We start from the raw sequence: 24,007 nt of genomic DNA, 5'->3' as shown, positions 1-24,007 counted from the left end.
TGTCGTGAACCAAACCACTGCTGTGCAGTGTTTTGGCCCTTCGGGCGTCCATCCTCCAGCCTTTGGCCCGGAGGGCCGGCGCGCTCCGCTTGCGTTCGTTGGTACAGCCAAGACCCTCATCTTTCGACGGCGGTTGGCGTGCAGGCGACACTAGAACTGCGATCCAAGCCAACTGAAGCTCAGATGAACCCTGAACAAAAACGACCATTCCCACTGTGCGGGGAACCGTGAGGGAGATCTCTATCATCTGCAGCAAGCAGTCACAGATGATTTAAATTAATTTAGAAAACAAAAAAGCCACCCTAAGGTGGCTTTTTTGATCTTGCCTTGCGGCGAAAAACGAATCTTGCCTTGCGGCTACAGACAAAGAATACGGAAAACGCTGAGGCTATGTCAATACCTTTGACATTCAAGCGGGCTGGGCCAAGACCTCTTCGACGTTGGCCGCTGCAGCCTCAACAGGCGCGGGCTCTTCGACAGGCACCATTTTTCCCATACCCATGGAGATCATCACTCCATAGCGGATTTTTAGCAATGTGTTCTCGGACACCTGGTGGGCAGGGATATTTTTTCGAGTCTCCGGATCAAAAACATCAGTCAATCGACCACCGTCAACGGCTTGCACAAGATTGCTTTTCGCCCAGCGAGGTTTACCGGCAGCGTAGCGAGCTGTCACCGGAAAGTCGCCACCCATCTGGACATGCATTCCAGAATTTTCTGGCACCTTGTGTGGTTTCGGGCCATTTTCAAACGTGCTGCTGACAGGCACAACCAAGTATAGACCCCGGTGTTTCCCGATCACCACTACCGCCCTGCGCTTGATGAGCTCGTTGGGAATCCGATAATTGTAGGCAGTGTCATCAGCCTCATCGCGCGCGACCGTGGTATCCGCACCCTCAGCTCCCTTCTTGAAGAGCCCAAATTCACATTCGTAGATGTGACCAATCCTGACCTGTCCGGCTACCCGCGTTTGCGCCACTTCCCTTGCTCCTTCATCACTGCTTTTCTGACTCAGCCGTTTATTGACGCCTATTTGCCTTGCCGAAGCAGGCTCAGATCTTTAGCCACCAAAGATTGCGACACCCCCAGCAAGTCAGCTATCTCTGACTGAGTCAGACCATCGTCATACATCTGCTTCTCAAGCTGACGACGCTCCGAAACGGAAATCTCGTTCGGGTCGAATTGGGTCATCTGCTTGAACGAGCGTCCCCGAATCCGTGCAGAAACCACCTGACCAGATGCCTTGGCAACGTGCGCGACGATCACACCAGCTGCCCCGGTAACCTTGAACTTATCTCGGGTCACGTCGATGCCTAAACCGTCGATTGTGGCCATAAGTGCGTTTCCGTCAGCAGCCAGCTTCGCTGGAGTTCGTGCCATGGACTGACTCCCTTAGTGGTAGATTTCATTGAAATCAAGGAAATCAATGAACGCGGAGAAATCCTAGCACCTCTACGTCAATTTTGCCAAATCAATTACCGATACCCGGTTCAGGAGGGCCGAAAATGCGCGATCCGTGAACGTAACTTGATCCTCTCCAACGCTTTCGCGAGGCGTTCCCTTCCACATCTTGCAACCAATTTGGAGGCAAAAAACATGGCAAATAGCCATTCCCTGCCTACGCTCAGGAATTACTCTGTGAGATGAGCGCACCATGACGAAGATTGAGGCAGGGCCAGTTGTAGCTGATGATTTTGAGACGTGGCTGAATGGGCGCCCCAAATGGTTGCAGACTGCAGCTCGAATGCTTATCGACTCGAAGCGGCAGCTGAACCAGGACGAAATCAAAGAGCTGTCCAGGCTTTGCAAGGTCGAAGCCAAGGGTGAGGCTGATACAGGATTTCTGAGCGTTACGCCCGGCGCGTTATCGCAGGTCGCCAATAGACCCATGCTTCGGATTGAAGAGATTTTGGATGTGCATGGGTTGAACGCAATCAAGCCTGGCGCCAACCTCCCCTTCGGCAAGAGTAACCTGTCTGTTATCTACGGACAGAATGGAACCGGCAAAAGCGGGTTTGCAAGGTTGCTCAAGCAGATCTGCGGATCACGTTCCAAGGACGACATTCACGGAAATGTCTTCGATCCAGCACCGACTCCGTGCCGTGCACAGTTCAAGGTATCGATTGACGGTAAATCGGCTGATGTTCACTGGGACATTCCCAGTGGGCCTCACAAAGCGCTACGACATGCACAGGTGTTCGATACCAAGGCTGCCCAGCAGTACATGACCAGGACTGAGGCTTGCTATGAGCCAAGCCGGATGAAGTTTGTATCCGCGCTGATCGCCACCGCAGATGCCGTTAGCGCGGAGCTGGCAAGAGAAAAGGCGTTGCTTAGCAAAGCGCTACCCGCTATGGCTCAGAGCCTTAGTCAAACAGTCGAAGCGAAATGGCTTTCCGCCTTGAAGAGCACGACTGCGCCTGCGAGCATTGATAAGGAATGTCTGTATACCGACCAACTTGATCGGGAGCGTATAGAAAGCGAAGCCTTGCTTGCAGAGAAGGACATCGCCGGTCGTCTTTTGGCTATCAACAAAGAAAAAACTGCCCTGAAAAGTATCGAGACAGCGATGTCGACACTTCAGTTGGGCTTGAACGACGCGACGGCGGGTGAACTGGAAAACCTGAAGAATACCGCCGTCAAAGCGAGGAGCACCTGCGAAGAGGCAGCGGCAGCTATTTTCGGGAAAGCAGAGCTTGAGGGTGTTGGCTCAGCGACCTGGCAGAAAATGTGGGAGCAAGCACGTGCCTATTCCACGGGCACAGCCTACGTCGATATAGCGTTCCCTAACGTCTTAGCTGACTCACGTTGCGTACTTTGTCACCAAAGCCTCAGCGAGGACGCCAAAGCCCGACTGACAGGGTTTGAGAAGTTCGTGACCGACGGCCTCGAAACAACCGCCAAGACGGCTGAAAATGGTTTTGCTGATCGCAAAAAGCGGCTGCCAATTCTTCCCGGACAAGCTGACTGGATTGTCCACATGTCCACTCTAGGTTTTGAAGAGGCCGATGGGGTCAGTTGGCTTGGCCTGTTGAAAGCACGGTTTGATCAAATTGCACTGGGCAGCCCTGTAGGCACCCTGCAACCTTTCGACTGGTCGGGCATAAACGAGGCGGCAAAGACCAAGTCAGCAAAACTCATCGAAGAGGAGCTGAGCCTGTCGGCCTTGTTGAAAGATGAACATCGCCAAGCCGTGCAGAGTCGAGTTCAGCAACTCCAAGCCAAGCAGTGGCTCTCTCAAAGCAAAGCGTCAATTGTTGCAGAAAGGGCTAGGTTGATCGCCGTTGCAGCGATTGATAAAGCTTCGCGCTCAGCCGCCACCAATGCCCTGACTACGAAGAAAAACGAGCTGGCGAAGACCGAGCTTGATGCTGGCTATCAATCTCGATTCCTAGATGAGTTGAAGCGCCTCGGCGGACACCGCCTTCCAATCGCGCCGCAAAGTAAATCCGGGGGCAAAGGCAAGATCACCTTCGGCTTGAACCTGGTGGGTGCAAATGGCACCCACGGCCTGGACTACATCTTGAGCGAAGGAGAGACCAGGATCGCTGCGCTGGCAGCGTTCCTTGCGGACACCACAGGCTCAAACCAACTGGCCCCGTTCATTTTTGATGACCCGATTTCTTCGCTGGATCAGGACTTCGAAGAAAAAGTAGTCGAGCGTCTCGTGGCCCTATCTCAGACGAGGCAGGTCATCATTTTCACTCACCGACTTTCTCTAGTAGCTCAGGTAGAAGCTGTTACCAAGAAGTGGGAGCAGACCCCTGGTATGCCCACCATCAAGCCAACGCTGACGTCACTTCAACGGTTAGCGAAAACTGCCGGCATTGTCGCGACTGCAAGCGCTCGAGACCTAAAGCCGGAAAGCGCGGTGCGCGGATTGATAGATAACACTATTACACACCTCAAAAAGCATCTGGAGAAGGCTGAGGTCGAGGCGTATGAGTCGCTTGGCAAGAGCGCTTGCAGTGACTTCAGAATCATCGTGGAAAAGACGGTGGAGTACATCTTACTGGCAGATGTCGTAGGACGTTTCAGGCGTGCGATCAACACCCAGGGCAAACTGCACAAGGTTGCCAAGGTGACAAATGAAGACTGCGTATTCATTGATGACCTGATGACACGCTACTCAGTGTTTGAACATGCCCAGTCGGACGAGTTGCCCAGCAGCGCGCTCGAGCTGGATGTCTTTGAGGCAGACGTAACAGCGTTGCAAAAATGGCTAGCCGAGTTCTCCTCGAGAGCCAGCTAGCACGGCCCATTGAGCAAGGGTCAGAATCAAGCCGAGCGCTCTGATTTTGACCCTGGCCTAGTTCAGAGATCCCACTGGATACATCCCGCCTGAAGCTCAAATGGCAACGTACTGCTGACCCTGTCACTCTTCTTCCTGGTGGCTCAGGAAATCAAAGGTTGTCAGAGTGTCGCAGTTTAGGCAGTGGTACATACTCGATGCGTCTTGAAAGTGCATGCCGCAAAAGCTTCCGCAGAAAGGGCAGCATTCATCCCATTCCAGATCACCCCAGTTCCAAACCCCCAGGTATTCAGGCACACCATCCCGATCATGTCCGATGACCTCAAACGAGTCATCAGTAGTACCGACGAACCCATCGATGTCGAAGTGCTTAAGGATCGGCAAAATGTCCGCCGGATCCAAGGTGAACCATTCACCAGAACCACGCAGATGCGAGAAATGTCGATGAATCTCCTTTTCCAGCCGCACGTCATCATCGGTACGAATCCACCCCAGAAGTAAAAGTTTCCTTGGATTCCCGGTTTGGAGACCTTTTTTTCGTTTCTCGATGTCCTTGGCCCGGCCTATTTTCACTTGCTCATTACTGTCTTCAATGAAGAAGTAGATCATCGCCGCGCCCTCCGTAGATCCATTATCCTGTGTCCTTTCAGAAAGCAGCCCACCGAATGAGTAGTAGGTGACACCAGACTGCCGATCCTGCGCCTAAGTCAGGTCACGGCTTGAACAACTCATCCAACGGCACGAACGCAGCGCCAGTTTCTGCGGCAGCTCTAACCTTCCGGTCAATCACCTCCGCAATGGGTATCCGCCGTCCCAGTGCTTTGTAGATATCCTCGCCGGACATGCAGATCACCTTTCGGCCTCTGCCAAACGCGTGAAGGCCTTCCTGTGTAAACCCGCCATAGCTGATGAAAACGCCACGCGCCCAAGCAGCCTTCTGATCGAGCTTGCCTTGAAACGTATGAAGCTCAGCTGCCCCAATCGGATCTCTGACCCATTTGGCCTCGATCAAATACGTTTCGTTTCCTAGCTGGAAGCTTCCGTCTATTTGCTCGCCAACCAGGCTGAACGGCGAACGCGCCTGAAGCTTGGAGGAGTCAAAAAGCTCTTTGAGGAATCCTTCGAATTCGTAGCCACGCTTCTGCGGAGCTAGGTCGCGCAGATCATATAAACGCTGCTTCAGGGCATCAAGGATCGCGCCCTGATCAATCACCGCTGCCGCAGCGAAAGGATTTTTTACCACCTGGGCGTGCTGCCCTGGCGATCTGATAGATTCGAGCAGGGATAGAAAGCGGCCTTCGGCGTTTACCACGTCTTCCGTGGCTTTGCTCTCCGCCCGAATGGTTTGGCGGTGTTTCCAGAGGGCTTCGAGCACTCGAGTTACCGTGGAGTGATCGGCGTTCTGGAGGAGGCATCTGACGCGCCTGGCCTTGGAGGTGCCATCCTTGGAAAACATCTCGTGGGAGATGTCGATCTCAAGCTCCTCCATGAAGAATTCGTCCATGGTGCGGTTGGAGAAATCGAGGACGTATCCGCCGCCCATGTCGAAGATCGAATCTAGAAACCGCATCTCAGTCGATTTGAAATTCGCCACACCTTTCCTCGGTCTTCATTTGCCCGACACTCAGATGCCAAGCCAAGATAGCGTTGAAAAATTTATTTAATAATATGCCCCAATCCAATCCCGAGGAATATATTCATGGCCACTGATACCGTGACTCAGCGATTGCAGGAAGCTAAGCACGTCGTGGTCTTCACTGGCGCTGGTGTATCAGTTGAGAGCGGCATCCCAACTTTCAGAGATGCGCTGGTTGGTCTCTGGGAGCGTTTTGATCCTGCACAACTTGCGACTCCCGAAGCCTTTCGAGCAGACCCGAGCCTGTGTTGGGGATGGTATGAATGGCGTCGAAACAAGGTCATCCATGCGCAGCCGAACGGTGCGCATATCGCTATCGCTGAGCTCGCCAGCCATGTACCCAAGCTAACTGTGGTCACCCAAAACGTTGATGACCTTCATGAGCGAGCCGGCAACCAGGATGTGATTCATCTGCATGGCAGCCTGCACTCTCCCAAGTGCATCGATTGCGGGATCGCGCATACCTTGCCCCTCACGACTGACGCTTTGCCTGAGAATGGACGTCGGATTGAGCCGCCACGATGCACCGCATGTAACGGATATGTTCGGCCAGGCGTTGTTTGGTTCGGTGAGATGCTGCCCGAGGATGCATGGAGTGCAGGGCTCGCAGCTGCAGAGGAGTGCGATATGTTCCTGTCGATTGGAACGTCCGGCATCGTTTACCCCGCAGCTGAGCTTCCGCTACGCGCTTTAGGTCACGGGGCGACTGTCGTTCACATTAATCCCGTGCGGTTCGATATCAGCTGTCAGGAGCACTTTCTTGAAGGCGCTGCCTCGGTAATGATGCAAAAGCTACTACGCGAGAGCTTCGGCGACCTTCCTGCCTAGTGGTCAGAGGTAGATTCACATTACTTCTGCTTTGGGCTTGCCCCCTTTGGGGGGCGGCTGGCGTGAACCAAACCCTGACTGAGCCAGGTTTTGGCCCTCCGGGCTTTCATCCTCAAGCCTTTGGCCCGTCGTGGGCCGGCGCGCTTCGCTTGCGTAGCTATCCTTTCCAAGACTCAACCAGTCAATTTATGCCGGACGGATGTGCACCGCTGGTAAGGCAGGTAGCTATTGACAATGGCAATATGGCAGCACAATACTTTTACTGTGAAGCTTACAGGCAGATTTTTTGCCGCGTTTCGCGGCATTTGAAACCATCGTGTCGGAGATTGCTTCTACGCGACTCACAACTTGGCGCTTCGGAATACCCTGCCGGGACGCATATGAGTGCCTGTAAGCTTCCGCTCTCAAACAAGGATGCTGCATGTCGGAATTACATCAGCTTCGGAAAGCCACCTCTCTTCATGACCTGGCTGCCATCCTTAACTACACTCCAAGTGCTTTATCCTACCTAGTGTACAAGAGACCTGCGAAATACACACAGTTCTCAATCCCTAAAAGCAATGGTTCAACACGCCAAATCTGTGCGCCTTGTGATGAGTTAAAAGCCCTTCAGCGCCGAGTAAAAATTCTCTTGGATGAATGCTTAGCCACCATCGAGAATTCAAGTCTAGCTCGCGGGGCAATTTCTCACGGTTTTAAACAAGGTCACTCCATTATTACAAATGCGGAAACTCATAAAAAAAGAAGATACGTATTTAACGTAGATCTTAAGGGTTTTTTCGACTCTATTCATATGGGCAGAGTTCGCGGCTACTTAATCAGCAACAATGATTTCAAGCTCAACCCTAATGTGGCAACTGTCATGGCACAGATCATGTGCCATGACAACAAACTTCCCCAAGGTAGCCCTACCTCACCAGTCGTCTCTAATCTCATTGGTCACCTTTTAGATTTAAGGCTCGTCCAGTTAGCCAAGAGAAATGGTTGTTCATACTCTCGCTATGCGGATGACTTGACGTTCTCAACCAACAAGAAGACGTTTCCTAAAGAGATTGCCTTATCTGACGAGAACGATAATTCTTGGGCGGCAGGCCCAGCGCTTACAAAAGTAATACAAAAAAGCGGATTTGAGCTAAATCACGACAAAACTCGCATGCAGTACAGAACCAATAGGCAATCGGTGACGGGCCTTGTCGTGAACCAGATAACGAATACTCCTGCGGAGGTTCGACGAACTGCTAGAGCCATGGCTTTCCACCTATTTAACAAAGGCCATTATTTAATCAAGGGCGAAGCGACAGGAGCTGAGAAAGCGAAAGCACTGGAAGTTAAAGACTATACCCAACTAGCATCGCTTGATGGGTTGTTTAGCTTTATATACATGGTTAATAATTTTAATCGTAAGAAAATTGTTGAAAATAGCAGCATAAAAATAGAATCATTTAAAAAGACCAGTCTTGAAATGATTCATGGCGACTTTTTGTTTTACAAAAACTTCTACGCCTCGCCTCTACCGACGATTATGTGCGAAGGTAAAACAGACAACATCTATCTTACATGCGCCATGAAGTCTCTGATTGATAAATTTCCGCAACTTTGCAAACTTAACAAAGATGGGAAGCCAGCTTTAAAAGTCCGTTTCATTAACTATTCGGAGCTGACCCATAGGGTGCTAGACCTGAATGGAGGCTCGGCTGACCTCGCTGCATTTATCCGTACGTATGCAAAAAACTGTGGCAAATACAAAGCGCACCCTCCTTTGAATCCAACCATTATAGTTGTAGATAATGACAGCGGTTCCGATCCAATATTCAAAGCGATCAAAGATGTCACCGGGAATCGTTACTCTATCCCTAATGGGAAGGGGGCAATCTTAGACAAGACTAAAACCACTTACTATATTGCTCAAAACCTATCTGTGGTTCTGACCCCATTGAGAAAAGATGGCCAACCAACAATGATGGAGGATTTTTTTCCAGCTAACGTACTGAAAGCCGTTTGGGATAACAAAACCTTTGAGATTTTGAGCAAATCCCCTTCGAAGAATACGTATAACAAAAACACTTTCGCACAAAGAATCGTGAAGGCTGACCGCCCTAACATTGAATTTAAAAGGTTTGCGCCTATTCTTAGATCGATAAGTGAGGTGATTGAGGGGTATCACGTAGAAAAGTCCGTGATTGAGCAAAATTTGCCGCCGAAGCCAGCTAAGCCTTAGTTAACAGAATTCATCCTGAAAGGTGCCGTATGTGCGGTATGTGTTGAGGTCTAGTTCTCGCATTTCAGGGCTTCAATCGCCCAGACCATCAGTTAGCGTGGAGCATTCAGCGTCAAATCTCTGATCTAGGGCGCGATATCAAATGACGCTTTCGTGCCCGTGCAGCAGCAATTGTCATTGGTCGCTGCATTCTTTTGCTCAGCGTAATGTACCCAAGTAGGGCCATTAAGCCCAAGAATGATGGCTAATGTGCCTTATTGGGGACATTAAATATGTATCTCAGAACGACGTACCAATAGCGCTCGATTCTAGGAGGGAAGTAGATTCTCTGATTCGCTGGCCTCATGGCGAGACCAGCGTAAGGTAGCTATCGACATGAATTGCCTAATCCCCAGCGCTCCCCGTTCATTTCTGGCTTTCGAGCCAGGTAGGGTCAGTGCCGCCTCTACCTTGGCACGACTCGCTTCGTACATTGCAAATGCGTTGAACTCAGAATCAAGCAGCACCAAGAGCACTGTATCGAAGGGTTGTCGTAGATCAATTGCACCCATTCGGCCCGTAATCTTTTGCGGGTTCAGGATACATCGCCCCTTGATCTGGATTCTCGCGACGCCATCTTCCAGCTTCTCTGTAACGTCGTAACCTGCCTGCCTTGCAGGATGTAGTAACAGGCCGAGTCTAGTAGCAGCTTCGTACTCTGCGATCTCGCCTGTCACGCCCAGCGGCTTGCCGGTCAGGCGATAGAATCTACGCGCGAGCACCTTGGCCTCTTTCAAGATCTCTAGGATTTCATCCTGGATCAATGCAGCCTGCTGAGGTACGTTGCCATGACTGAGTTCAGTCATCTGCAAACGCCTCGAGCGCAGTGAGCAGCTTGGCAAGCTCAGTCAGGTTGGCTGCAGTCACGATGTCATATTTTCCTCGACTACTCAGCCTATACACCTCTCGAGCCTTTTTGACGCGCTCCAGTAGTGGAACAACAATGCCTGACGCTTTTTCAAGAAACTCATTGATGTCCGCACGCGTCTGGGGAATTTTGTAGCCCTTCGCCGCACTTGTAATGATCACGTCGGAATCGCGCAGCTTGGCAATGCCGCTGGAGCGGATTCTCTGGTCGTTGACGTCACCGAAGCCGCTATCTTTTAGGTGGGCGACTATTTCTGCGGTTGGCACGTAGTCTTTGGTGACGAATTCGCTTTGGAATCTCAAGAACCGCAAGATGCTTAGCTGCAGGCGCTCATCCTCATCAGGGTGCTCATCAACGCGTTCGCTAAAAAGGTTTGCCTGGCGGACAGCTTCTTGGTGTACCTGGTAGTCTGCATACCCAGATTCATCCGTCGGGGGCGGCAGTAGAGGCTGGTATTTGGATGGCCACTCAAGCATTCCAAGAGTCAGGCTGCGAAGGATTTTCTTGTAGGCAAGAACTGCTTCTTCCGATGCTTTCTCTTCGTAGATCTGAGCGACTGAGCCAGCAAAAAAATCTGCAACCTGAACCAAAACGTTGTCCTTACTGGCCATCGTCTGGAACGCATCCTTATCGCCAAATAGGTCGTCCACGAATCGTTCTGCAACGTAGCTTTTGAGACTCTCCTGAAATTCCTGGCCACCATGCTCGTCTACGATCATCTGGAGGTCAGGGTATGCGCGGAACAAACGTTCATAGAGCAACCCGTTCACGTATTTTATGAACGAGGTCTTGATACGGAGGCCACCGTCTTTGTGAATTCGGGACTTATCAAGGACGGTGAAATAGAGCTTGAATGGCAGCTCGGCTAGCTCGTTTAGGATCCGGGCGCGACGATCTGAATCCTTGGGCTTCAGATTGCTGGATTTGATCTCGCCCGTTTGAAAATGGCGCATGCGGAGTGCTTCAGCTTGGGCATAAGCAGCTTCCAGGTCTTTCTCTGCCACCAGAATGGAGCACACGATGAAGAAGTCCGAGCTTCCTCCCTTTGACGTATCAAGGTCGGAATTCCCGGACTCATCCACGAAGGCATAGGTTCTGTCCATGAGCTTGCTCCATCAACAACGTGCTGAGCGCAGGGGGTCGCCCAATGGCAAGGTGGCGAACTTAGTTCGTCGCAGTTGTACTGCCTGGAGCGGGGCCTTCGCTGAACGTGTAGTTGATGACCACGTCATTACGGATCAAAACGTCAAGCGTTTTCTGAGTGCCCGTAGTCGTCACCTTCATGGTGACCACGTAGCTCTGGGCATGGGCTGAGCCATTGGTGTAGGTATAGATCCACTTCTCGTCGGTCTCGCTGACTGCGCTCTTAGCGTAGGGCTCACCAAATAGCGACTTCAACTCAGCAGTCGTGGTTTTGCCTTTGGTGATACTCGCTACACTGGCCGACGGAAAGTCTCGTCCTGCGGTGTAGTGGGACGTAGCGCAACCGCCAAGTGCGACACAGATTCCCATTACTGCGATGAGCTTTTTCATATCCTTCCTTGATCGTAGAAAGCTCCAAATCTAGCTGGCATCGAGGCTAAAAGCCATCAACAGGTAAACCATCAAGCACTCCCCCATCGCGACTCAGATTGGCTAGGTGGGCTTCAACGTCATCAACCGGTCGTCTGGAAGGGCGCACTGATGGTACTGTGCAGTGTCAGAGTGATGTCACATGGAAAGTGCCCGTGCTCCCTTACCACTCCCACAATTAACGTGTGACGTCATGCCTTCTACCGATGATTTTCGATTTAACGCTCATCACCTCCTGATCGATTTAGATGCAACCACTAATCATCTAATGATGCTCGTTGTCTCTCGCGAAGTGACGGGGAGCGGTTGGGACGAAGCTTTAATCCGCCACAAGCAAGCATACGAAGCTTGGGCATCCATTCTGCCTGGAGCTCAAACAGATCCGATGTATGTGCTAGATGCAAGGCCGCCGGGCGAGCACAGTGCCACTGCAAAATAGATGCAACCTCCTAGCATCCATTCGGCATTCTATGAAGCACGCAACTCCCATGCTGATCTCGCGCCGTTAGCAGTAATCTAAGCGTTACTGGAAGGACAGCGGAACCGAACCCACGTCACCATCTAAAACGCGCTAGGGGGAACATGGACGTCGAATCTTTGACGAAGCAGATCACGCTAGTTGGCGCCGTGGTTGCGGCTTGCACCGGCGTCTGGAGCCTCTGACTGCAAATGCGTGGTAAGCGCGACCATTACTCTGTCGGCACAGGAACGGTACGCCCTGAGATCATCAGAGAAACGATGATTCATGTTGTGAGTCATAGTGATCACCCGATCTATCTCGCGGATTACGGATTTATCGATCCAAACTTCAAGTTTTCCTCAATTCCTATGGAGCAGGAGCTGCACGATTTTCAAGACAGTCATGTGTACACCCGTGGCGGCAGCAATCTTGAGAAGCGCAGCGACTTCTTCGAAATTGGCTACATTCGGCGCGACACTCCCATCGGTGCATTCGCAAGAACTGTTACTCAAACTAGGCCCTGCCTCGGATTTGCCTACGATACGCCTGCATGGAAGAGGCTGTGGGTTCGTACCCTGCTTTTGGTGAAAGGGCGAGGGTATTTGCGATGATTTCCTTTCCCCCCCGGAATCCGCTGTGCTTGATTATCAAGCCAGCGGTTCTTCAGACAGCGTTGTCAGCCCGTTCGAATGTAAATCCTTACACATATAGCAAGCCGAGCCAGGGCAAAGCCCTCTGAACTGCTCTGTCTGAGAAACCAGAGGCGGCGCAGAACCTCGTTGATTTACTGCATAGCCCTGCTGCTCAAAAAAGCCTGACGCAGTTGTTGTCAGCAAATGAAATCGAGCGATTCCCTGCTCGACGGCTATCGCTTCAATGACCCGAAGCACCGCGACACCGACCCCTTTCGATCTGTATGCCGGCTCTACGACCATGGAGCGCAGCAATCCATCTGCTCCATATGTTTCAAACCCACCCCATCCGACACTCTTTCCGTCCATGGTGAACTCAAAAAAGGTTCGGCCTGGAAGATCAATATCGTCTGCTGGAAGGTCAGCAGATTTCAGCGCATCGCGAAAGCGCTGCCACTGTCCTCCGGCTATTTCCTTTGCCTGGATCCTCATCTCCTTGCTCATCCCTTTATCTCCTTTGTGCCGCTTTGTATGGGCCGTCACCGCTCAAGCCGAAGCAGCAGTCATCATATTCGCTTTACCGAATATTCGAAAAATCGTATATTCGATTTTCCATATGCATCGAGTTCAACCATGAGCCCTGCTATCAAAGTGCTTTTCGTGTGCGTTGCCAACTCAGTCCGCTCCCTGCTTGCGGAGGCTTTACTGCGGCACACTGACCCGAGCTTCGAGGCCTTCAGCGCCGGTTCCGAACCGTCTGAGGTTGATCCGCGCACGATTCAGGCATTGGAGGCAGTTGGAGTCGATGCAACGGGCCTGCGCAGCAAGTCCATCAGCGAGTTTCAAGCTGATCGATTCGATTACGTAATTACTCTTTGTGATAAATCCGCAAGCGAGTGCCTACCAATGCCCAGTGCAGGTGAAGTCATTGCCTGGGATTTTCCTGACCCAGTAACCAGCGATGATCCTGGCGCATTTCGCCATACGCTCCACGACATCCACGAGCGCATCAAGCTCTTCGTTTTGGTCAAGACCAAACACCTGGAGGATCTGTGACAGAACCCATGAACCCCACCACCTTATTCAAGTGCCTGGCGGATGACACCCGAGCAAAAATTTCGCTGCTTGTCGTGAGTGAAGGTGAGCTGTGTGTTTGCGAGCTAACGGCAGCACTCGACCTGAGTCAGCCAAAGATTTCTCGCCATTTGGCGCTGCTGCGCTCTGCCGGTTTGCTGTTGGATCGTCGCCAAGGCCAATGGGTGTACTACCGGCTGAATCCTGATTTGCCCACGTGGGTGACTGCAGTTTTGAAGGAAGTGGTAGACGCCAATCAGCAATGGCTGGAAACCGAGGCTAAGCGCCTCTGCGGCATGAACGACCGTCCGATCAACCAAGCCGTGTGTAGCTGATTCACGCCCAACCGGATTAATGAAATGCTGATTGCAGTATTGATCTTTATCGCCACCATCGTCCTTGTCATCTGGCAGCCCAAGGGGCTTGGGGTGGGCTGGAGTGCGATGTTCGGTGCCATCGTGGCGTTGCTGGCAGGCGTCGTTACCCTCGCAGACATACCCGAGGTTTGGCGCATCGTCTGGAATGCCACTGGGACTTTCATCGCGGTCATCATCATTAGTCTGCTGCTTGATGAGGCAGGCTTTTTCAAATGGGCTGCGCTGCATGTGGCCCGGTGGGGAGGCGGGAGCACCCGCAAGCTGTTCGCATTTATCGTCCTGCTGGGCGCAGCGGTGTCGGCCCTGTTCGCCAATGACGGAGCAGCATTGATCCTCACACCCATTGTGATCGCGATGTTGCTGGCGTTGCGTTTTTCGCCTGCTGCTACGTTGGCATTCGTTATGGCAGCCGGTTTTATCGCCGATACGGCGAGCTTACCGCTGGTGGTTTCCAACCTGGTCAACATCGTTTCTGCCGACTATTTCGATATCGGCTTCAACGAATATGCTTCGATCATGGTGCCGGTAAACATCGTCAGCGTGGCGGCGACATTAGCCATGCTGCTGTGGTTTTTCCGCAAAGACTTACCAAAGACCTATGACCTCAACCAACTGGACAATCCGGACGAGGCAATCCACGACCGGGCCACTTTTTTAGCCGGCTGGTGGGTGTTGGCACTACTCCTGATCGGCTTCTTTGTCATTGAGCCATTGGGGGTGCCAATCAGCGCCATTGCAGCGGTCTGTGCATTCATTCTTTACGTCATCGCGGCTCGTGGTCACGCCATCAACACAAGCAAAGTGCTCAAAGAGGCGCCATGGCAGGTGGTGATTTTTTCTTTGGGTATGTATCTGGTTGTTTATGGCCTGAAGAACGCCGGCCTGACCGACCACATCGCGCAGATCCTGAACGTGTTCGCCGGTTATGGCGTTTGGGGCGCGTCCCTAGGTACAGGACTGCTAACAGCGTTGCTGTCTTCGATCATGAACAACATGCCCACCGTTCTGGTAGGCGCCTTATCCATTCATGCCGCCGAAGTCGATGGTGTAGTCCAGCAAGCGATGATTTACGCCAACATCATCGGCTGCGACTTGGGCCCGAAGATCACCCCAATTGGGAGCTTGGCAACTCTGTTGTGGCTGCACGTGCTCGCACGGAAAAGCATAACGATCAGCTGGGGTTACTACTTCAAGACCGGGATCGTGCTGACCTTGCCTATCCTCGTCACCACATTGTCCGCCCTGGCACTGCGCCTCAGTTTCTGAATCAAGGAATCGTCTGATGAAAGTCTTGTTCATGTGCACCCACAACAGCTGCCGCAGCATTCTGTCCGAGGCGCTTTTCAACCACTTGGCGCCCGAGGGTGTAGAAGCCGTCAGCTCAGGAAGCTTTCCCAGTGGCCGGGTGAATCAACGGGCATTGCAAACGCTGGAGGCGGCGGGTATCTCCACTGCGGGCTTGAGCAGCAAGGCTTCGGATGCTTTTGAAGGTTCGCCTCCAGACATCGTGATCACTGTCTGTGACCGGGCAGCGGGTGAGGCATGCCCAATCTTCTTTGGGCCAGCTTTGAAGGCGCATTGGGGTCTGGCCGACCCGTCTGACGCTAGCGGGTCGGAAGCCGAGATCACCGCAGCGTTTGAAACCACACTCGCCAAAATTCACGAGCGCGTGAGCGCATTTCTTGCGCTGCCACTGAAGACCATCAGCGCTGAACAGTTGAAAGCTGAACTGAATCGCATCGGTTCGCTTTAAAGATCAACCGAGGCGGTGCCCAACCTGGCGCCGCCGTAGGAGTTTTTATGCAAGATACATTGCCGAACGTACACGCCGACCTGATCGACATTCCGTCGTTGGAGCAACTGGAGCCGCGTACACCGTCACTCCATAAGCCTCGAATCTTGCTTCTGTATGGATCGACGCGAGAGCGCTCTTTCAGCCGGTTGGTGACTCAGGAAGCAGCCCGCTTGTTGGAGGAGTTTGGCGCCGAAACCAAAATCTTCGATCCCTCGGGTTTGCCGCTGCCGGATGATGCTCCGGATACACATCCCAAAGTCGCGGAATTGCGCGAACTCATGCAATGGTCTGAAGGACAGGTGTGGTGTTCGCCTGAGCGGCACGGCTCCATGAGCGCAGTATTCAAGGCCCAGATCGACTGGGTTCCGCTGGCGATAGGTGCTGTACGACCTACGCAAGGGAAGACGCTTGCAGTGATGCAAGTCTGCGGTGGCTCGCAATCTTTCAACGTGGTCAATCAGCTGCGCGTACTGGGCCGATGGATGCGGATGTTCACCATCCCAAATCAATCTTCGGTGGCCAAGGCGTTCACCGAGTTCGACGAGGCAGGCCGTATGAAACCGTCCTCGTACTACGACCGACTGGTGGACGTGATGGAAGAGCTGATGAAGTTCACGCTGCTGTTGCGGGGTCGCCAGGACTACTTGGTTGATCGCTACTCCGAGCGTAAAGAGTCAGCTGAAGAGCTGTCCAAGCGCGTCAACCAGCGCTCCATTTAACTCACCGCGAGGAAACGGTATGAGTCAGATCACGATCTATCACAACCCGCAATGTGGCACCTCTCGCAACACCTTGGAGCTGATCCGCAACAGCGGAGAAGAGCCGACTGTTATTGAGTACCTACAGACCCCACCTGACCGCACCACGCTTGTCAGGTTGATCAAGGAAATGGGTATTGAGGTGCGGGCCCTGCTTCGTATTAAAGGCACTCCCTACGAGGAGCTAGAACTCGGCGATACGTCACTGACTGATGACCAGCTCATCGATGCCATGATCACTCATCCCATCCTGATCAATCGCCCCATCGTCGTGACACCTTTGGGCACACGCTTGTGTCGTCCGTCAGAGGCAGTCCTCGACCTTCTGCCGCAGGAGCAGCGCGGCAGCTTCGTCAAAGAAGACGGACAAGTCGTCATTGATGAGAATGGCCGCAGGGTTTAAACCGATGTAAAGCAGATGGGCCTGGAGAGATGATGGTGAATCAAAACTCGAAATTTGATGTAGTGGTCATTGGCGGTGGCCAATCCGCGCTCACCGTAGCCTATTTTTTGAGGCGTACAGGCCTTTCCTACGTATTACTCGACGCCGAGTCAGCACCTGGAGGGGCCTGGCGGCATGGGTGGGATTCTCTCCGACTATTCTCGCCGTCTGCTTGGAGCTCAATTGCCGGCTGGCCTATGCCAGCAGTACCCGAGGGGACTCCTGGGCGGGACGATGTTGTCGACTATCTGACTCAGTACGAACGCCGATATGACTTCCCCATCATCCGCTCCACGCGGGTGACCCATGTCGAGAACATCGAAGGCGGGTTGCGCGTTTTTTCCGGGGATGCTTTCTGGGATGCCAAAGCGGTCATCAGTGCAACAGGCACGTGGAGCAGTCCGGTTATTCCCACCTATCCAGGGAAGGAGCTTTTCGAGGGGCAGCAAATCCATTCCGCTCAATACGTTGGGCCGAGTGAGTTCGAGGGGAAGGCAGTGCTGGTCGTCGGCGGCGGTAACTCGGGTGCCCAGATTTACGCCGAAGTTTCGAAGGTGGCTCACGCAACTTGGGTGACTCAGCAAGCGCCAAAGTATCTTCCAGATGAGGTCGATGGCCGCGTCCTGTTCGAGCGGGCCACTGCTAGATTGAAGGCGCAACAAGAAGGGATGGAGCCTCAACAGCCCGTTGGAGGGCTGGGAGACATTGTGATGGTGCCACCGGTAAAGGAAGCTCGCGCACGCGGCGTGCTGAACACGGTGCGGCCATTTACGCACTTCACCTCAACAGGTGTTGTGTGGCCATCGGGGGCTGAGACAAAGATCGATGCCGTCATTTGGTGTACTGGATTTTCTCCAGCGCTCAACCACCTGGCCAACCTGGGGATCGTTGACGATGACGGTAAAGTCGCCGTGAATGAAAACCGGAGTGTTGCTTCACCTAATCTGTGGCTGGTGGGCTACGGCGATTGGACGGGGCTAGCCTCCGCTACATTGATCGGAGTGACCCGCACCGCTCGAGATGTAGTCAACCAAGTCCAAAGCGATCTCACAAGCGAAGCCTGATCGCTCGCGACGCAAAACGAGTGCGCCTACTGTGATGTGACTTCAAGCTCAGGGAAGAGAATAGGCTCCAGTGGAGGAGTTGCCTGGCACAGCCCGAGTCGCCAGTAACCGACGTCGTGCCATTTCCCAAGCTTGAAGCCAACCTCCGGATATGTGCCGATATGGACGAATCCCAGCGACTCGTGCAGACCCACACTGCCTTCATTGGGCTGAGCAATTCCGGCGTAAGCTGCGCGAAAGCACTGTTTTTCAAGGATCGGAAGCAAAGTCTCATAGAGCTCACGGCCAACGCCCCGTCGGCGAGCCGATTCAGCTATGTACACTGTCACGTCCACCGCCCACCGGTAGGCCGGACGTGCGCGGTGCTGGCTGGCATAGGCGTAGCCCTTGATCTCCCCACCTTCTTCGGCCACCAGGTAGGGATATATTTGAAGCGTTGTCGCTATTCGTTGAGCGATTTCCTCAGCGCTTGGCGGAATCTCTTCGAACGAGATCGCCGTTGTCGAAACGATGGGAGCGTAAATGCGCTGGATGGCTGCCGCATCTGCTAGCACCGCTGTACGAATCTTCAAAGGCATGTAGGTCGTCCCTGATTTAAAAGCTGAACATTAACCTCTTTGGATCACCATTGGGGATGATCAAAATTATGAAGATTTGGCCATCTTTGAGATCGTCATAGGCTGGCTGATCTTGAGCGAGCCTGAGACTGTAATTGCCGCAAATAACCAGTGATTTATCAAAACAGAATGGAGAGCAAAGGCGCGCCGCCAAGCATGCTCAACTCAGCTTAATAAGGATTGATAATCTACAGTGCTCGACATCTGGTCGCGATCTATGGCGGATTCGCTGTATACTGCCGACTCTGACTTCCCCCTGAGCTACAGGAACACCAGAATGACTGTACTCCAAACGATCTACTGGCAGCCTACGCCGCCTTAGCGCTACGCCCCCTCGCAATACTCGCACCCGCCTGTTTCGCTCGCGGTGCGTACTGCTGTATGTCCGGTTCTTACACCTAAAGCATACAGTCAAATAATCCTCAAAATTTGAATTCGTATCGACGCGCTCGCCATTCGCCTGGTGTGCGTGCGGTGCATTGCCTTGGATATTCTGATGCTGCAATCACTCAAACAAACGTGGCTTTCCAACGTCCGTGGAGACGTGCTCGCGGGTCTTGTTGTCGCCTTGGCGTTGATCCCGGAAGCCATTGCCTTCTCTATCATCGCTGGCGTCGACCCCAAAGTCGGCCTCTACGCCTCCTTCTGTATCTGCGCCGTTATCGCCTTCGTCGGCGGTCGGCCTGGCATGATCTCAGCGGCAACCGGTGCCATGGCGCTACTCATGGTCACACTGGTTAAAGAGCATGGGCTTCAATATTTGCTGGCAGCCACTTTGCTTTGTGGAGTTCTCCAAATTCTCGCTGGTTACCTGAAGCTTGGCTCATTGATGCGCTTTGTCTCGCGCTCAGTAGTCACAGGCTTTGTGAATGCACTGGCGATTCTGATTTTCATGGCGCAGCTACCCGAACTCACCAACGTCACCTGGCACGTCTACGCCATGACCGCAGCAGGCCTGGGAATCATCTACCTGTTTCCGTATATACCGAAGATCGGCAAGCTGATCCCTTCGCCGCTGGTGTGCATCCTGACACTGACCGCTATCGCGATTTACCTGGGGTTGGATATCCGCACCGTAGGTGACATGGGACAACTGCCGGACACGCTGCCGATTTTCCTGTGGCCTGAAGTCCCGCTGAACTTTGAGACTCTGCGGATCGTCTTCCCGTACTCAGCAGCGCTTGCCGTTGTAGGCCTACTGGAGTCCATGATGACCGCGACCATTGTCGATGACCTGACCGATACCACCAGTAACAAAAACCGGGAGTGCAAAGGCCAGGGCGTTGCCAATATCGCAGCAGGGATGCTCGGTGGTATGGCCGGCTGCGCCATGATTGGCCAGTCGATCATCAACGTGAAGTCTGGTGGCCGCACCCGTCTCTCGACATTGTGTGCCGGCGTTTTTCTGCTGCTGATGGTGGTGTTCCTTGGCGAATGGCTCTCCAAAATCCCCATGGCGGCACTCGTGGCTGTGATGATAATGGTGTCCATCGGCACCTTCAGCTGGGATTCCTTGCGCAATCTGAAAGAGCATCCGCTGTCGACCAACCTTGTCATGGTGGCGACTGTCGTGGTCGTCGTGGCCACTCACAACCTTGCATACGGCGTACTGGTAGGTGTGCTGCTGGCCTCCCTGTTCTTTGCCAATAAGGTCGGGCACTACCTGGATATCAAGAGCACTCTGGAAGAGACGGAATCACATCGCACTTACCATGTTGTGGGCCAAGTGTTCTTCAGCTCAGCAGACAAATTCACCAACGTTTTTGACTTCAAGGAAGCCCTGAACAAAGTCACCATCGACCTGACCCAAGCCCATTTCTGGGATATCACTTCGGTTGCAGCGCTGGACAAGGTGGTTATCAAATTCCGCCGCGAAGGCGCCGAGGTTGAAGTGCTCGGTCTCAATGAAGCCAGTGCAACAATCGTCGACCGCTTCGGCGTGCATGACAAACCCGATGCCATCGACAAGCTCATGAGCCACTAAGGAGAACGACAATGACCCACGTAATGGCCTGCATTGATAACTCACAATCCTCATTGGCGGTCTGCGACTACGCAGCATGGGCGTCGCAACAACTTAACGCGCCCCTTACCTTGCTGCATGTATTGGATGAGGAGAAATATCCCGCGTCTGCAGACCTGAGCGGTAATATCGGCCTTGGCAGTCGAGAGCATCTGCTGGAGGAGCTGGCTACGTTGGATGCCCAGCGCGCCAGGCTTGCTCTGGAGCAAGGTCAACACATGCTTGAAAAGGCCAGGGAGCGAACGGTCATTTGCGGAGCTGCATTTCCTGAGCTAAAGCAGCGCCACGGACACTTGATAGAAAGCCTGGTTGATCTTCAGGACGATATTCGACTCTTGGTCATTGGACGAGTGGGTGAAGACAGCACACGTGGAGTGCACAGCCTTGGCAGCCAAATTGAAGCTGTCGTGCGCACAATTCACCGTCCAATTTTGATCACGAGCAGCAGCTATAAAAAGCCAGAAAAAGTAATGCTCGCTTTTGACGGCAGCCCCACAGCCCACAAAACCGTTGAGCTGCTTGCCGCCAGCCCGCTCTGCAAAAATCTACCAATTCATCTCGTTATGGTTGGCGCTGACTCGGAAGGCAACCGAGAAGCGTTGGAGAAAGCCCAGAGCACGCTCATGAGTGCTGGCTTTGTCGTCCAAGCTCAGATCGTAAAGGGGGAAGTGGAAGCGGCGCTCCACGTGTATCAGGCCGAGCACGGAATTGATCTGCTCGTCATGGGGGCCTACGGCCACTCGCGCATCAGACAATTTCTGATCGGTAGCACAACTACAACCATGCTCCGCACAGCTACCATGCCGGTATTGCTGCTCCGCTGAATTGACTCGCCTGACCGCAGTGTTTCCAACACTCTGGAAACACTGCGGTCATCCTAGTTAATGAATATCTGAACATGTCCTGTTGAGACCTCATGCAACTCATAACTGAAATCCTTCACCCGGATCTGAAATCTATACAAGGGAAAGTATTCCGTCGTCATGCCGCGCGCGGAATCGTGTTGCGGAACGAACAGATCCTGTTGCTGTTCACTGAGCGCTATAACGACTTTAGCTTTCCTGGGGGCGGCCTTGATGCTGGCGAGGACATTATCGTAGGTCTTAAGCGTGAGCTTGAGGAAGAGACTGGTGCTCGCGAGATTCGGGTGCTCCAGCACTACGGTTACATCGAGGAGTACCGGCCATACTGGAAACCAGAATATGACCTAATGCACATGACGTCGCATTTTTATGTGTGCGAAGTGGCATCCCAGCTAGAGCCAGTCAAAATGGAAAGTCACGAAATCGCTAATGGAATGCGGCCTGTCTGGATCAACCTGCATGAGGCCATAACGCACAATGAAGCCGTGATGCAGCGTCAGGAGTCATCGATGGGGCAGTCCATCCAGCGCGAAACTTTCATGCTGAAAAAAGTCGCGTCCGAGTTGTTGGTGCCGATCTGCAGTTGAAAGGATACCTCGGTAGCTCCCGGCCACTGAATTTCAATCAGGGAGATATTCTGTGGCCGGCGACCTTACGCTTAACTGGAAATCGTGGCGGGCGAAGCGGCAGGAGCAGCGCTGCGCCGTAAAATCAGGACACCACCGATTGCAGCCAGGGTCGAACCGATCAACACACCGACCTTTACTTCGTCAATCAGGTGAGCCGATCCAGCAAATGCCAGGTTGCCGATGAACAGGCTCATCGTGAAGCCGATGCCACACAAGAGCGCAACGCCGTAAAGCTGTGCCCAATTGCTGCCTTCCGGTAGTTTGGCCAAGCCCGTACGAATGGCCAGAGCAGCCAATAGGAAAATGCCAATCTGCTTGCCCACCAACAGACCCAGAGCTACGCCCAGCGGAACCGGATCGACTAGATTCTCCATAGAAATACCGTCCAGTGAAACACCCGCATTGGCGAAGCCGAAAATCGGCACCACAGCGAACGCTACCCACATGTGCAGCTTTTCTTCCAGGAACAGCAGTGGAGACCGGGCCTCCTCTTCAGGTTTGCCCATTGGGACGCACAGTGCAACGGCAACACCCGCAAGGGTGGCATGCACTCCCGACTGCAGCACGAAGAACCACAGCACACCACCGACCAGCAAATATGGGAATAATCGTCTGACGCCCAATCGATTCATTGCGATCAAAATGACCAGGGTTGCGAGCGATGCCAGCAACATCGGCATGGAAAGACCAGTGGTGTAGAAAAAGGCGATGATGACCACAGCGCCCAGGTCGTCAATGATCGCCAAGGCTGCGAGGAAAACCTTTAACGAAGTCGGGACTCGCTTACCCAGCAGCGACAAGACGCCCAGTGCGAATGCGATGTCGGTAGCGGCTGGGATAGCCCACCCCTTCAAGGTCTCAGAGTTACCCCAGTTGATTGCGATGTAGATTAGCGCAGGCACAACCATGCCGCCTAAAGCACCAAATCCCGGCAAAGCACGCTGGCCCCAAGTGGAGAGCCCGCCGGCCAGAACCTCTCTTTTGATCTCTAGTCCGACCATCAGGAAGAAGATCGCCATCAGGCCATCATTGACCCAATGCTCCACAGACATGCCCAGCCAGACACTGTGCAAGGCGGCAAAATAACCTTGCGAGAGAGGCGAGTTGGCCACAATTAAGGCCGCGAGTGCTGCGCCCATCAGTACGAGACCGCCAGCGGATTCCGACGATAGGAAGCGAGCCAGGATCGCGGCTGCTCTAGGGGTTTCTGCGGGAGTTCTACTGTGAGTCATCAGTGTCCTTACGCTTTGATCTAAAGCGATTATTTTAACATCCGAGGTTTATCGATATGGCTGGGCAAATAGCCTGTAACAGTTATTGTCCTAGGCTAAGATCAGCCTCAACCATGTCCCACTATGGCTCTGGCAAGCGCCATGAGAAATTATACTCACGAGGTTTATCCGTCCTCGCCGAGCTGATCGACGTTCAACCGTGTCATGGCTTCTTGGCTATGACCAACAGCCCTGCCACGATCAAGCCCGCGCCAGCGATCATGCGCAACGTGATGACCTCTCGAAGCACCAGACCGGCGAGCAGCATGGCAACGACCACGCTACCTTTATCGATTAGTGCCACCGTGGCGACATCCCCGACCTTCAGCGCCTTGTAGTAGAAGATCCACGACAAGGCAGTGGTAACGCCAGACAGTCCTAGCCAATACAGATTTCGGCTTGTGATGTTGGCCACTTCCTGTGTCGGAACAGCCCAGGCCGCGAATACGAGTACAAAGGCACACACGAACAGGGTGCGAACGGTTAGACCAAGCTCAGCTGAAATGCCTGCGAGTCCCATCTTGGCGATCACAGAAGTAAACCCGGCAAAAAACATTGAGATGAAGGCATAAGCCACCCATTTTTCCAT

Annotated in this window: 26 protein-coding genes; 15 read left to right on the top strand and 11 right to left on the bottom strand. The window is 53.1% G+C overall.

Annotated elements, in window-relative coordinates; genetic code table 11:
- Positions 1 to 409 precede the first annotated feature (409 nt).
- Together GGI48_RS17080 and GGI48_RS17075 are read right to left on the bottom strand one after the other, a co-directional pair.
- Positions 410 to 979 (bottom strand): type II toxin-antitoxin system PemK/MazF family toxin, encoded by a 570-nt coding sequence (locus GGI48_RS17080; protein WP_179599289.1) that lies wholly within the window; start codon positions 977 to 979, stop codon positions 410 to 412.
- 50 nt (positions 980 to 1,029) lie between these two features.
- Complete coding sequence (locus GGI48_RS17075; protein WP_179599286.1) at positions 1,030 to 1,380, bottom strand: hypothetical protein; 351 nt, start codon at positions 1,378 to 1,380, stop codon at positions 1,030 to 1,032.
- Between the two features lie 274 nt (positions 1,381 to 1,654).
- Between GGI48_RS17075 and GGI48_RS17070 the strand changes: the two genes are divergently transcribed.
- Positions 1,655 to 4,252 carry an AAA family ATPase gene (locus GGI48_RS17070; RefSeq protein WP_179599284.1) on the top strand — a complete coding sequence of 866 codons (2,598 nt, stop codon included), beginning with the start codon at positions 1,655 to 1,657 and terminating at the stop codon, positions 4,250 to 4,252.
- Positions 4,253 to 4,375: 123 nt separating this feature from the next.
- Here the strand turns inward: GGI48_RS17070 and GGI48_RS17065 are convergent, their stop codons facing one another.
- Positions 4,376 to 4,861, bottom strand: a complete 486-nt coding sequence (locus GGI48_RS17065; protein WP_179599282.1) for a GIY-YIG nuclease family protein — start codon at positions 4,859 to 4,861, stop codon at positions 4,376 to 4,378.
- Between the two features lie 103 nt (positions 4,862 to 4,964).
- A complete protein-coding gene (locus tag GGI48_RS17060; RefSeq protein WP_260620446.1) occupies positions 4,965 to 5,846 on the bottom strand; it encodes a restriction endonuclease in 882 nt (293 codons plus the stop codon).
- Between the two features lie 105 nt (positions 5,847 to 5,951).
- Between GGI48_RS17060 and GGI48_RS17055 the strand changes: the two genes are divergently transcribed.
- Both GGI48_RS17055 and GGI48_RS17050 read left to right on the top strand, forming a co-directional pair.
- Entirely contained in the window at positions 5,952 to 6,716 is a 765-nt protein-coding gene (locus tag GGI48_RS17055) for an NAD-dependent deacylase (protein WP_179599280.1), read from the top strand.
- 421 nt (positions 6,717 to 7,137) lie between these two features.
- Positions 7,138 to 8,934, top strand: a complete 1,797-nt coding sequence (locus GGI48_RS17050; protein ID WP_179599278.1) for a retron Ec67 family RNA-directed DNA polymerase/endonuclease — start codon at positions 7,138 to 7,140, stop codon at positions 8,932 to 8,934.
- A gap of 308 nt (positions 8,935 to 9,242) precedes the next feature.
- Here the strand turns inward: GGI48_RS17050 and GGI48_RS17045 are convergent, their stop codons facing one another.
- From GGI48_RS17045 to GGI48_RS17035, 3 genes are all read right to left on the bottom strand, one after another.
- A complete protein-coding gene (locus GGI48_RS17045) occupies positions 9,243 to 9,779 on the bottom strand; it encodes a hypothetical protein (RefSeq protein ID WP_179599276.1) in 537 nt (178 codons plus the stop codon).
- Positions 9,772 to 10,944 carry a DUF3800 domain-containing protein gene (locus tag GGI48_RS17040; RefSeq protein WP_179599274.1) on the bottom strand — a complete coding sequence of 391 codons (1,173 nt, stop codon included), beginning with the start codon at positions 10,942 to 10,944 and terminating at the stop codon, positions 9,772 to 9,774. The genes GGI48_RS17045 and GGI48_RS17040 overlap by 8 nt, the downstream gene beginning before the upstream one ends.
- 61 nt (positions 10,945 to 11,005) lie before the next feature.
- Positions 11,006 to 11,374, bottom strand: coding sequence for a hypothetical protein (locus GGI48_RS17035; RefSeq protein WP_179599272.1), 369 nt, complete (start codon positions 11,372 to 11,374; stop codon positions 11,006 to 11,008).
- Positions 11,375 to 11,606: 232 nt separating this feature from the next.
- Between GGI48_RS17035 and GGI48_RS17030 the strand changes: the two genes are divergently transcribed.
- Entirely contained in the window at positions 11,607 to 11,852 is a 246-nt protein-coding gene (locus GGI48_RS17030; protein WP_124527247.1) for a hypothetical protein, read from the top strand.
- 230 nt (positions 11,853 to 12,082) lie between these two features.
- Positions 12,083 to 12,484 carry a hypothetical protein gene (locus GGI48_RS17025; protein ID WP_179599271.1) on the top strand — a complete coding sequence of 134 codons (402 nt, stop codon included), beginning with the start codon at positions 12,083 to 12,085 and terminating at the stop codon, positions 12,482 to 12,484.
- A gap of 36 nt (positions 12,485 to 12,520) precedes the next feature.
- On the opposite strand, the gene arsN2 is transcribed toward GGI48_RS17025, so the two are convergent.
- Complete coding sequence (gene arsN2, locus GGI48_RS17020; protein WP_179599269.1) at positions 12,521 to 13,009, bottom strand: arsenic resistance N-acetyltransferase ArsN2; 489 nt, start codon at positions 13,007 to 13,009, stop codon at positions 12,521 to 12,523.
- A gap of 129 nt (positions 13,010 to 13,138) precedes the next feature.
- Here arsN2 and GGI48_RS17015 point away from each other — a divergent pair, with 129 nt between their 5' ends.
- Genes GGI48_RS17015 through GGI48_RS16985 form a run of 7 tightly spaced genes read left to right on the top strand, consistent with a single transcriptional unit; the run spans position 13,139 to position 18,015 of the window.
- Positions 13,139 to 13,561, top strand: a complete 423-nt coding sequence (locus GGI48_RS17015; protein ID WP_076564218.1) for an arsenate reductase ArsC — start codon at positions 13,139 to 13,141, stop codon at positions 13,559 to 13,561.
- Between the two features lie 8 nt (positions 13,562 to 13,569).
- Entirely contained in the window at positions 13,570 to 13,914 is a 345-nt protein-coding gene (locus GGI48_RS17010) for a metalloregulator ArsR/SmtB family transcription factor (protein ID WP_007247283.1), read from the top strand.
- A gap of 24 nt (positions 13,915 to 13,938) precedes the next feature.
- Entirely contained in the window at positions 13,939 to 15,222 is a 1,284-nt protein-coding gene (locus GGI48_RS17005) for an arsenic transporter (RefSeq protein WP_179599267.1), read from the top strand.
- Positions 15,223 to 15,238: 16 nt separating this feature from the next.
- Positions 15,239 to 15,709, top strand: a complete 471-nt coding sequence (locus GGI48_RS17000; protein WP_003395039.1) for an arsenate reductase ArsC — start codon at positions 15,239 to 15,241, stop codon at positions 15,707 to 15,709.
- A gap of 47 nt (positions 15,710 to 15,756) precedes the next feature.
- Positions 15,757 to 16,470: an arsenical resistance protein ArsH gene (arsH, locus tag GGI48_RS16995; protein ID WP_054092739.1), complete on the top strand. Its 714-nt coding sequence runs from the start codon at positions 15,757 to 15,759 to the stop codon at positions 16,468 to 16,470.
- A 19-nt stretch (positions 16,471 to 16,489) separates the two neighbouring features.
- Positions 16,490 to 16,912 (top strand): arsenate reductase (glutaredoxin), encoded by a 423-nt coding sequence (gene arsC, locus GGI48_RS16990; protein WP_179599265.1) that lies wholly within the window; start codon positions 16,490 to 16,492, stop codon positions 16,910 to 16,912.
- A gap of 29 nt (positions 16,913 to 16,941) precedes the next feature.
- Entirely contained in the window at positions 16,942 to 18,015 is a 1,074-nt protein-coding gene (locus GGI48_RS16985) for an ArsO family NAD(P)H-dependent flavin-containing monooxygenase (RefSeq protein WP_179599263.1), read from the top strand.
- A 26-nt stretch (positions 18,016 to 18,041) separates the two neighbouring features.
- Here GGI48_RS16985 and GGI48_RS16980 read toward each other — a convergent pair whose 3' ends face one another.
- Positions 18,042 to 18,593: an arsinothricin resistance N-acetyltransferase ArsN1 family B gene (locus tag GGI48_RS16980; RefSeq protein WP_179599261.1), complete on the bottom strand. Its 552-nt coding sequence runs from the start codon at positions 18,591 to 18,593 to the stop codon at positions 18,042 to 18,044.
- 535 nt (positions 18,594 to 19,128) lie between these two features.
- Here GGI48_RS16980 and GGI48_RS16975 point away from each other — a divergent pair.
- The 3 genes from GGI48_RS16975 (at position 19,129) to GGI48_RS16965 (ending at position 22,105) form a co-directional block, all read left to right on the top strand.
- Positions 19,129 to 20,616 (top strand): SulP family inorganic anion transporter, encoded by a 1,488-nt coding sequence (locus GGI48_RS16975; protein WP_179602034.1) that lies wholly within the window; start codon positions 19,129 to 19,131, stop codon positions 20,614 to 20,616.
- A gap of 11 nt (positions 20,617 to 20,627) precedes the next feature.
- Complete coding sequence (locus tag GGI48_RS16970; protein ID WP_179599259.1) at positions 20,628 to 21,479, top strand: universal stress protein; 852 nt, start codon at positions 20,628 to 20,630, stop codon at positions 21,477 to 21,479.
- Between the two features lie 92 nt (positions 21,480 to 21,571).
- Positions 21,572 to 22,105, top strand: coding sequence for an NUDIX hydrolase (locus GGI48_RS16965; RefSeq protein WP_179599257.1), 534 nt, complete (start codon positions 21,572 to 21,574; stop codon positions 22,103 to 22,105).
- A gap of 71 nt (positions 22,106 to 22,176) precedes the next feature.
- On the opposite strand, the gene nhaA is transcribed toward GGI48_RS16965, so the two are convergent.
- Positions 22,177 to 23,379 carry a Na+/H+ antiporter NhaA gene (gene nhaA / locus GGI48_RS16960; RefSeq protein WP_179599255.1) on the bottom strand — a complete coding sequence of 401 codons (1,203 nt, stop codon included), beginning with the start codon at positions 23,377 to 23,379 and terminating at the stop codon, positions 22,177 to 22,179.
- 202 nt (positions 23,380 to 23,581) lie between these two features.
- Positions 23,582 to 24,007 (bottom strand): EamA family transporter, encoded by a 426-nt coding sequence (locus tag GGI48_RS16955; protein WP_095142851.1) that lies wholly within the window; start codon positions 24,005 to 24,007, stop codon positions 23,582 to 23,584.

The sequence above is a fragment of the Pseudomonas protegens genome (assembly GCF_013407925.2).
Taxonomy (GTDB): domain Bacteria; phylum Pseudomonadota; class Gammaproteobacteria; order Pseudomonadales; family Pseudomonadaceae; genus Aquipseudomonas; species Aquipseudomonas fluorescens_AP.
This window is presented reverse-complemented; position numbering and strand designations above follow the sequence as displayed.

Excerpts from the sequence above, each read along its gene's own strand:
- GGI48_RS17035 (WP_179599272.1), bottom strand. The coding sequence starts at position 11,374 with ATGAAAAAGCTCATCGCAGTAATGGGAATCTGTGTCGCACTTGGCGGT.
- GGI48_RS17050 (WP_179599278.1), top strand. The coding sequence starts at position 7,138 with ATGTCGGAATTACATCAGCTTCGGAAAGCCACCTCTCTTCATGACCTG.
- GGI48_RS16980 (WP_179599261.1), bottom strand. The coding sequence starts at position 18,593 with ATGCCTTTGAAGATTCGTACAGCGGTGCTAGCAGATGCGGCAGCCATC.
- GGI48_RS17055 (WP_179599280.1), top strand. The coding sequence starts at position 5,952 with ATGGCCACTGATACCGTGACTCAGCGATTGCAGGAAGCTAAGCACGTC.
- arsN2 (WP_179599269.1), bottom strand. The coding sequence starts at position 13,009 with ATGAGCAAGGAGATGAGGATCCAGGCAAAGGAAATAGCCGGAGGACAG.
- GGI48_RS16955 (WP_095142851.1), bottom strand. The coding sequence starts at position 24,007 with ATGGAAAAATGGGTGGCTTATGCCTTCATCTCAATGTTTTTTGCCGGG.
- GGI48_RS16970 (WP_179599259.1), top strand. The coding sequence starts at position 20,628 with ATGACCCACGTAATGGCCTGCATTGATAACTCACAATCCTCATTGGCG.
- GGI48_RS17065 (WP_179599282.1), bottom strand. The coding sequence starts at position 4,861 with ATGATCTACTTCTTCATTGAAGACAGTAATGAGCAAGTGAAAATAGGC.
- arsC (WP_179599265.1), top strand. The coding sequence starts at position 16,490 with ATGAGTCAGATCACGATCTATCACAACCCGCAATGTGGCACCTCTCGC.
- GGI48_RS17070 (WP_179599284.1), top strand. The coding sequence starts at position 1,655 with ATGACGAAGATTGAGGCAGGGCCAGTTGTAGCTGATGATTTTGAGACG.
- GGI48_RS16975 (WP_179602034.1), top strand. The coding sequence starts at position 19,129 with ATGCTGCAATCACTCAAACAAACGTGGCTTTCCAACGTCCGTGGAGAC.
- GGI48_RS17005 (WP_179599267.1), top strand. The coding sequence starts at position 13,939 with ATGCTGATTGCAGTATTGATCTTTATCGCCACCATCGTCCTTGTCATC.
- GGI48_RS16965 (WP_179599257.1), top strand. The coding sequence starts at position 21,572 with ATGCAACTCATAACTGAAATCCTTCACCCGGATCTGAAATCTATACAA.
- arsH (WP_054092739.1), top strand. The coding sequence starts at position 15,757 with ATGCAAGATACATTGCCGAACGTACACGCCGACCTGATCGACATTCCG.
- GGI48_RS17025 (WP_179599271.1), top strand. The coding sequence starts at position 12,083 with ATGCGTGGTAAGCGCGACCATTACTCTGTCGGCACAGGAACGGTACGC.
- GGI48_RS17030 (WP_124527247.1), top strand. The coding sequence starts at position 11,607 with ATGCCTTCTACCGATGATTTTCGATTTAACGCTCATCACCTCCTGATC.
- nhaA (WP_179599255.1), bottom strand. The coding sequence starts at position 23,379 with ATGACTCACAGTAGAACTCCCGCAGAAACCCCTAGAGCAGCCGCGATC.
- GGI48_RS17040 (WP_179599274.1), bottom strand. The coding sequence starts at position 10,944 with ATGGACAGAACCTATGCCTTCGTGGATGAGTCCGGGAATTCCGACCTT.
- GGI48_RS17045 (WP_179599276.1), bottom strand. The coding sequence starts at position 9,779 with ATGACTGAACTCAGTCATGGCAACGTACCTCAGCAGGCTGCATTGATC.
- GGI48_RS17015 (WP_076564218.1), top strand. The coding sequence starts at position 13,139 with ATGAGCCCTGCTATCAAAGTGCTTTTCGTGTGCGTTGCCAACTCAGTC.
- GGI48_RS16985 (WP_179599263.1), top strand. The coding sequence starts at position 16,942 with ATGATGGTGAATCAAAACTCGAAATTTGATGTAGTGGTCATTGGCGGT.
- GGI48_RS17010 (WP_007247283.1), top strand. The coding sequence starts at position 13,570 with ATGAACCCCACCACCTTATTCAAGTGCCTGGCGGATGACACCCGAGCA.
- GGI48_RS17000 (WP_003395039.1), top strand. The coding sequence starts at position 15,239 with ATGAAAGTCTTGTTCATGTGCACCCACAACAGCTGCCGCAGCATTCTG.
- GGI48_RS17075 (WP_179599286.1), bottom strand. The coding sequence starts at position 1,380 with ATGGCACGAACTCCAGCGAAGCTGGCTGCTGACGGAAACGCACTTATG.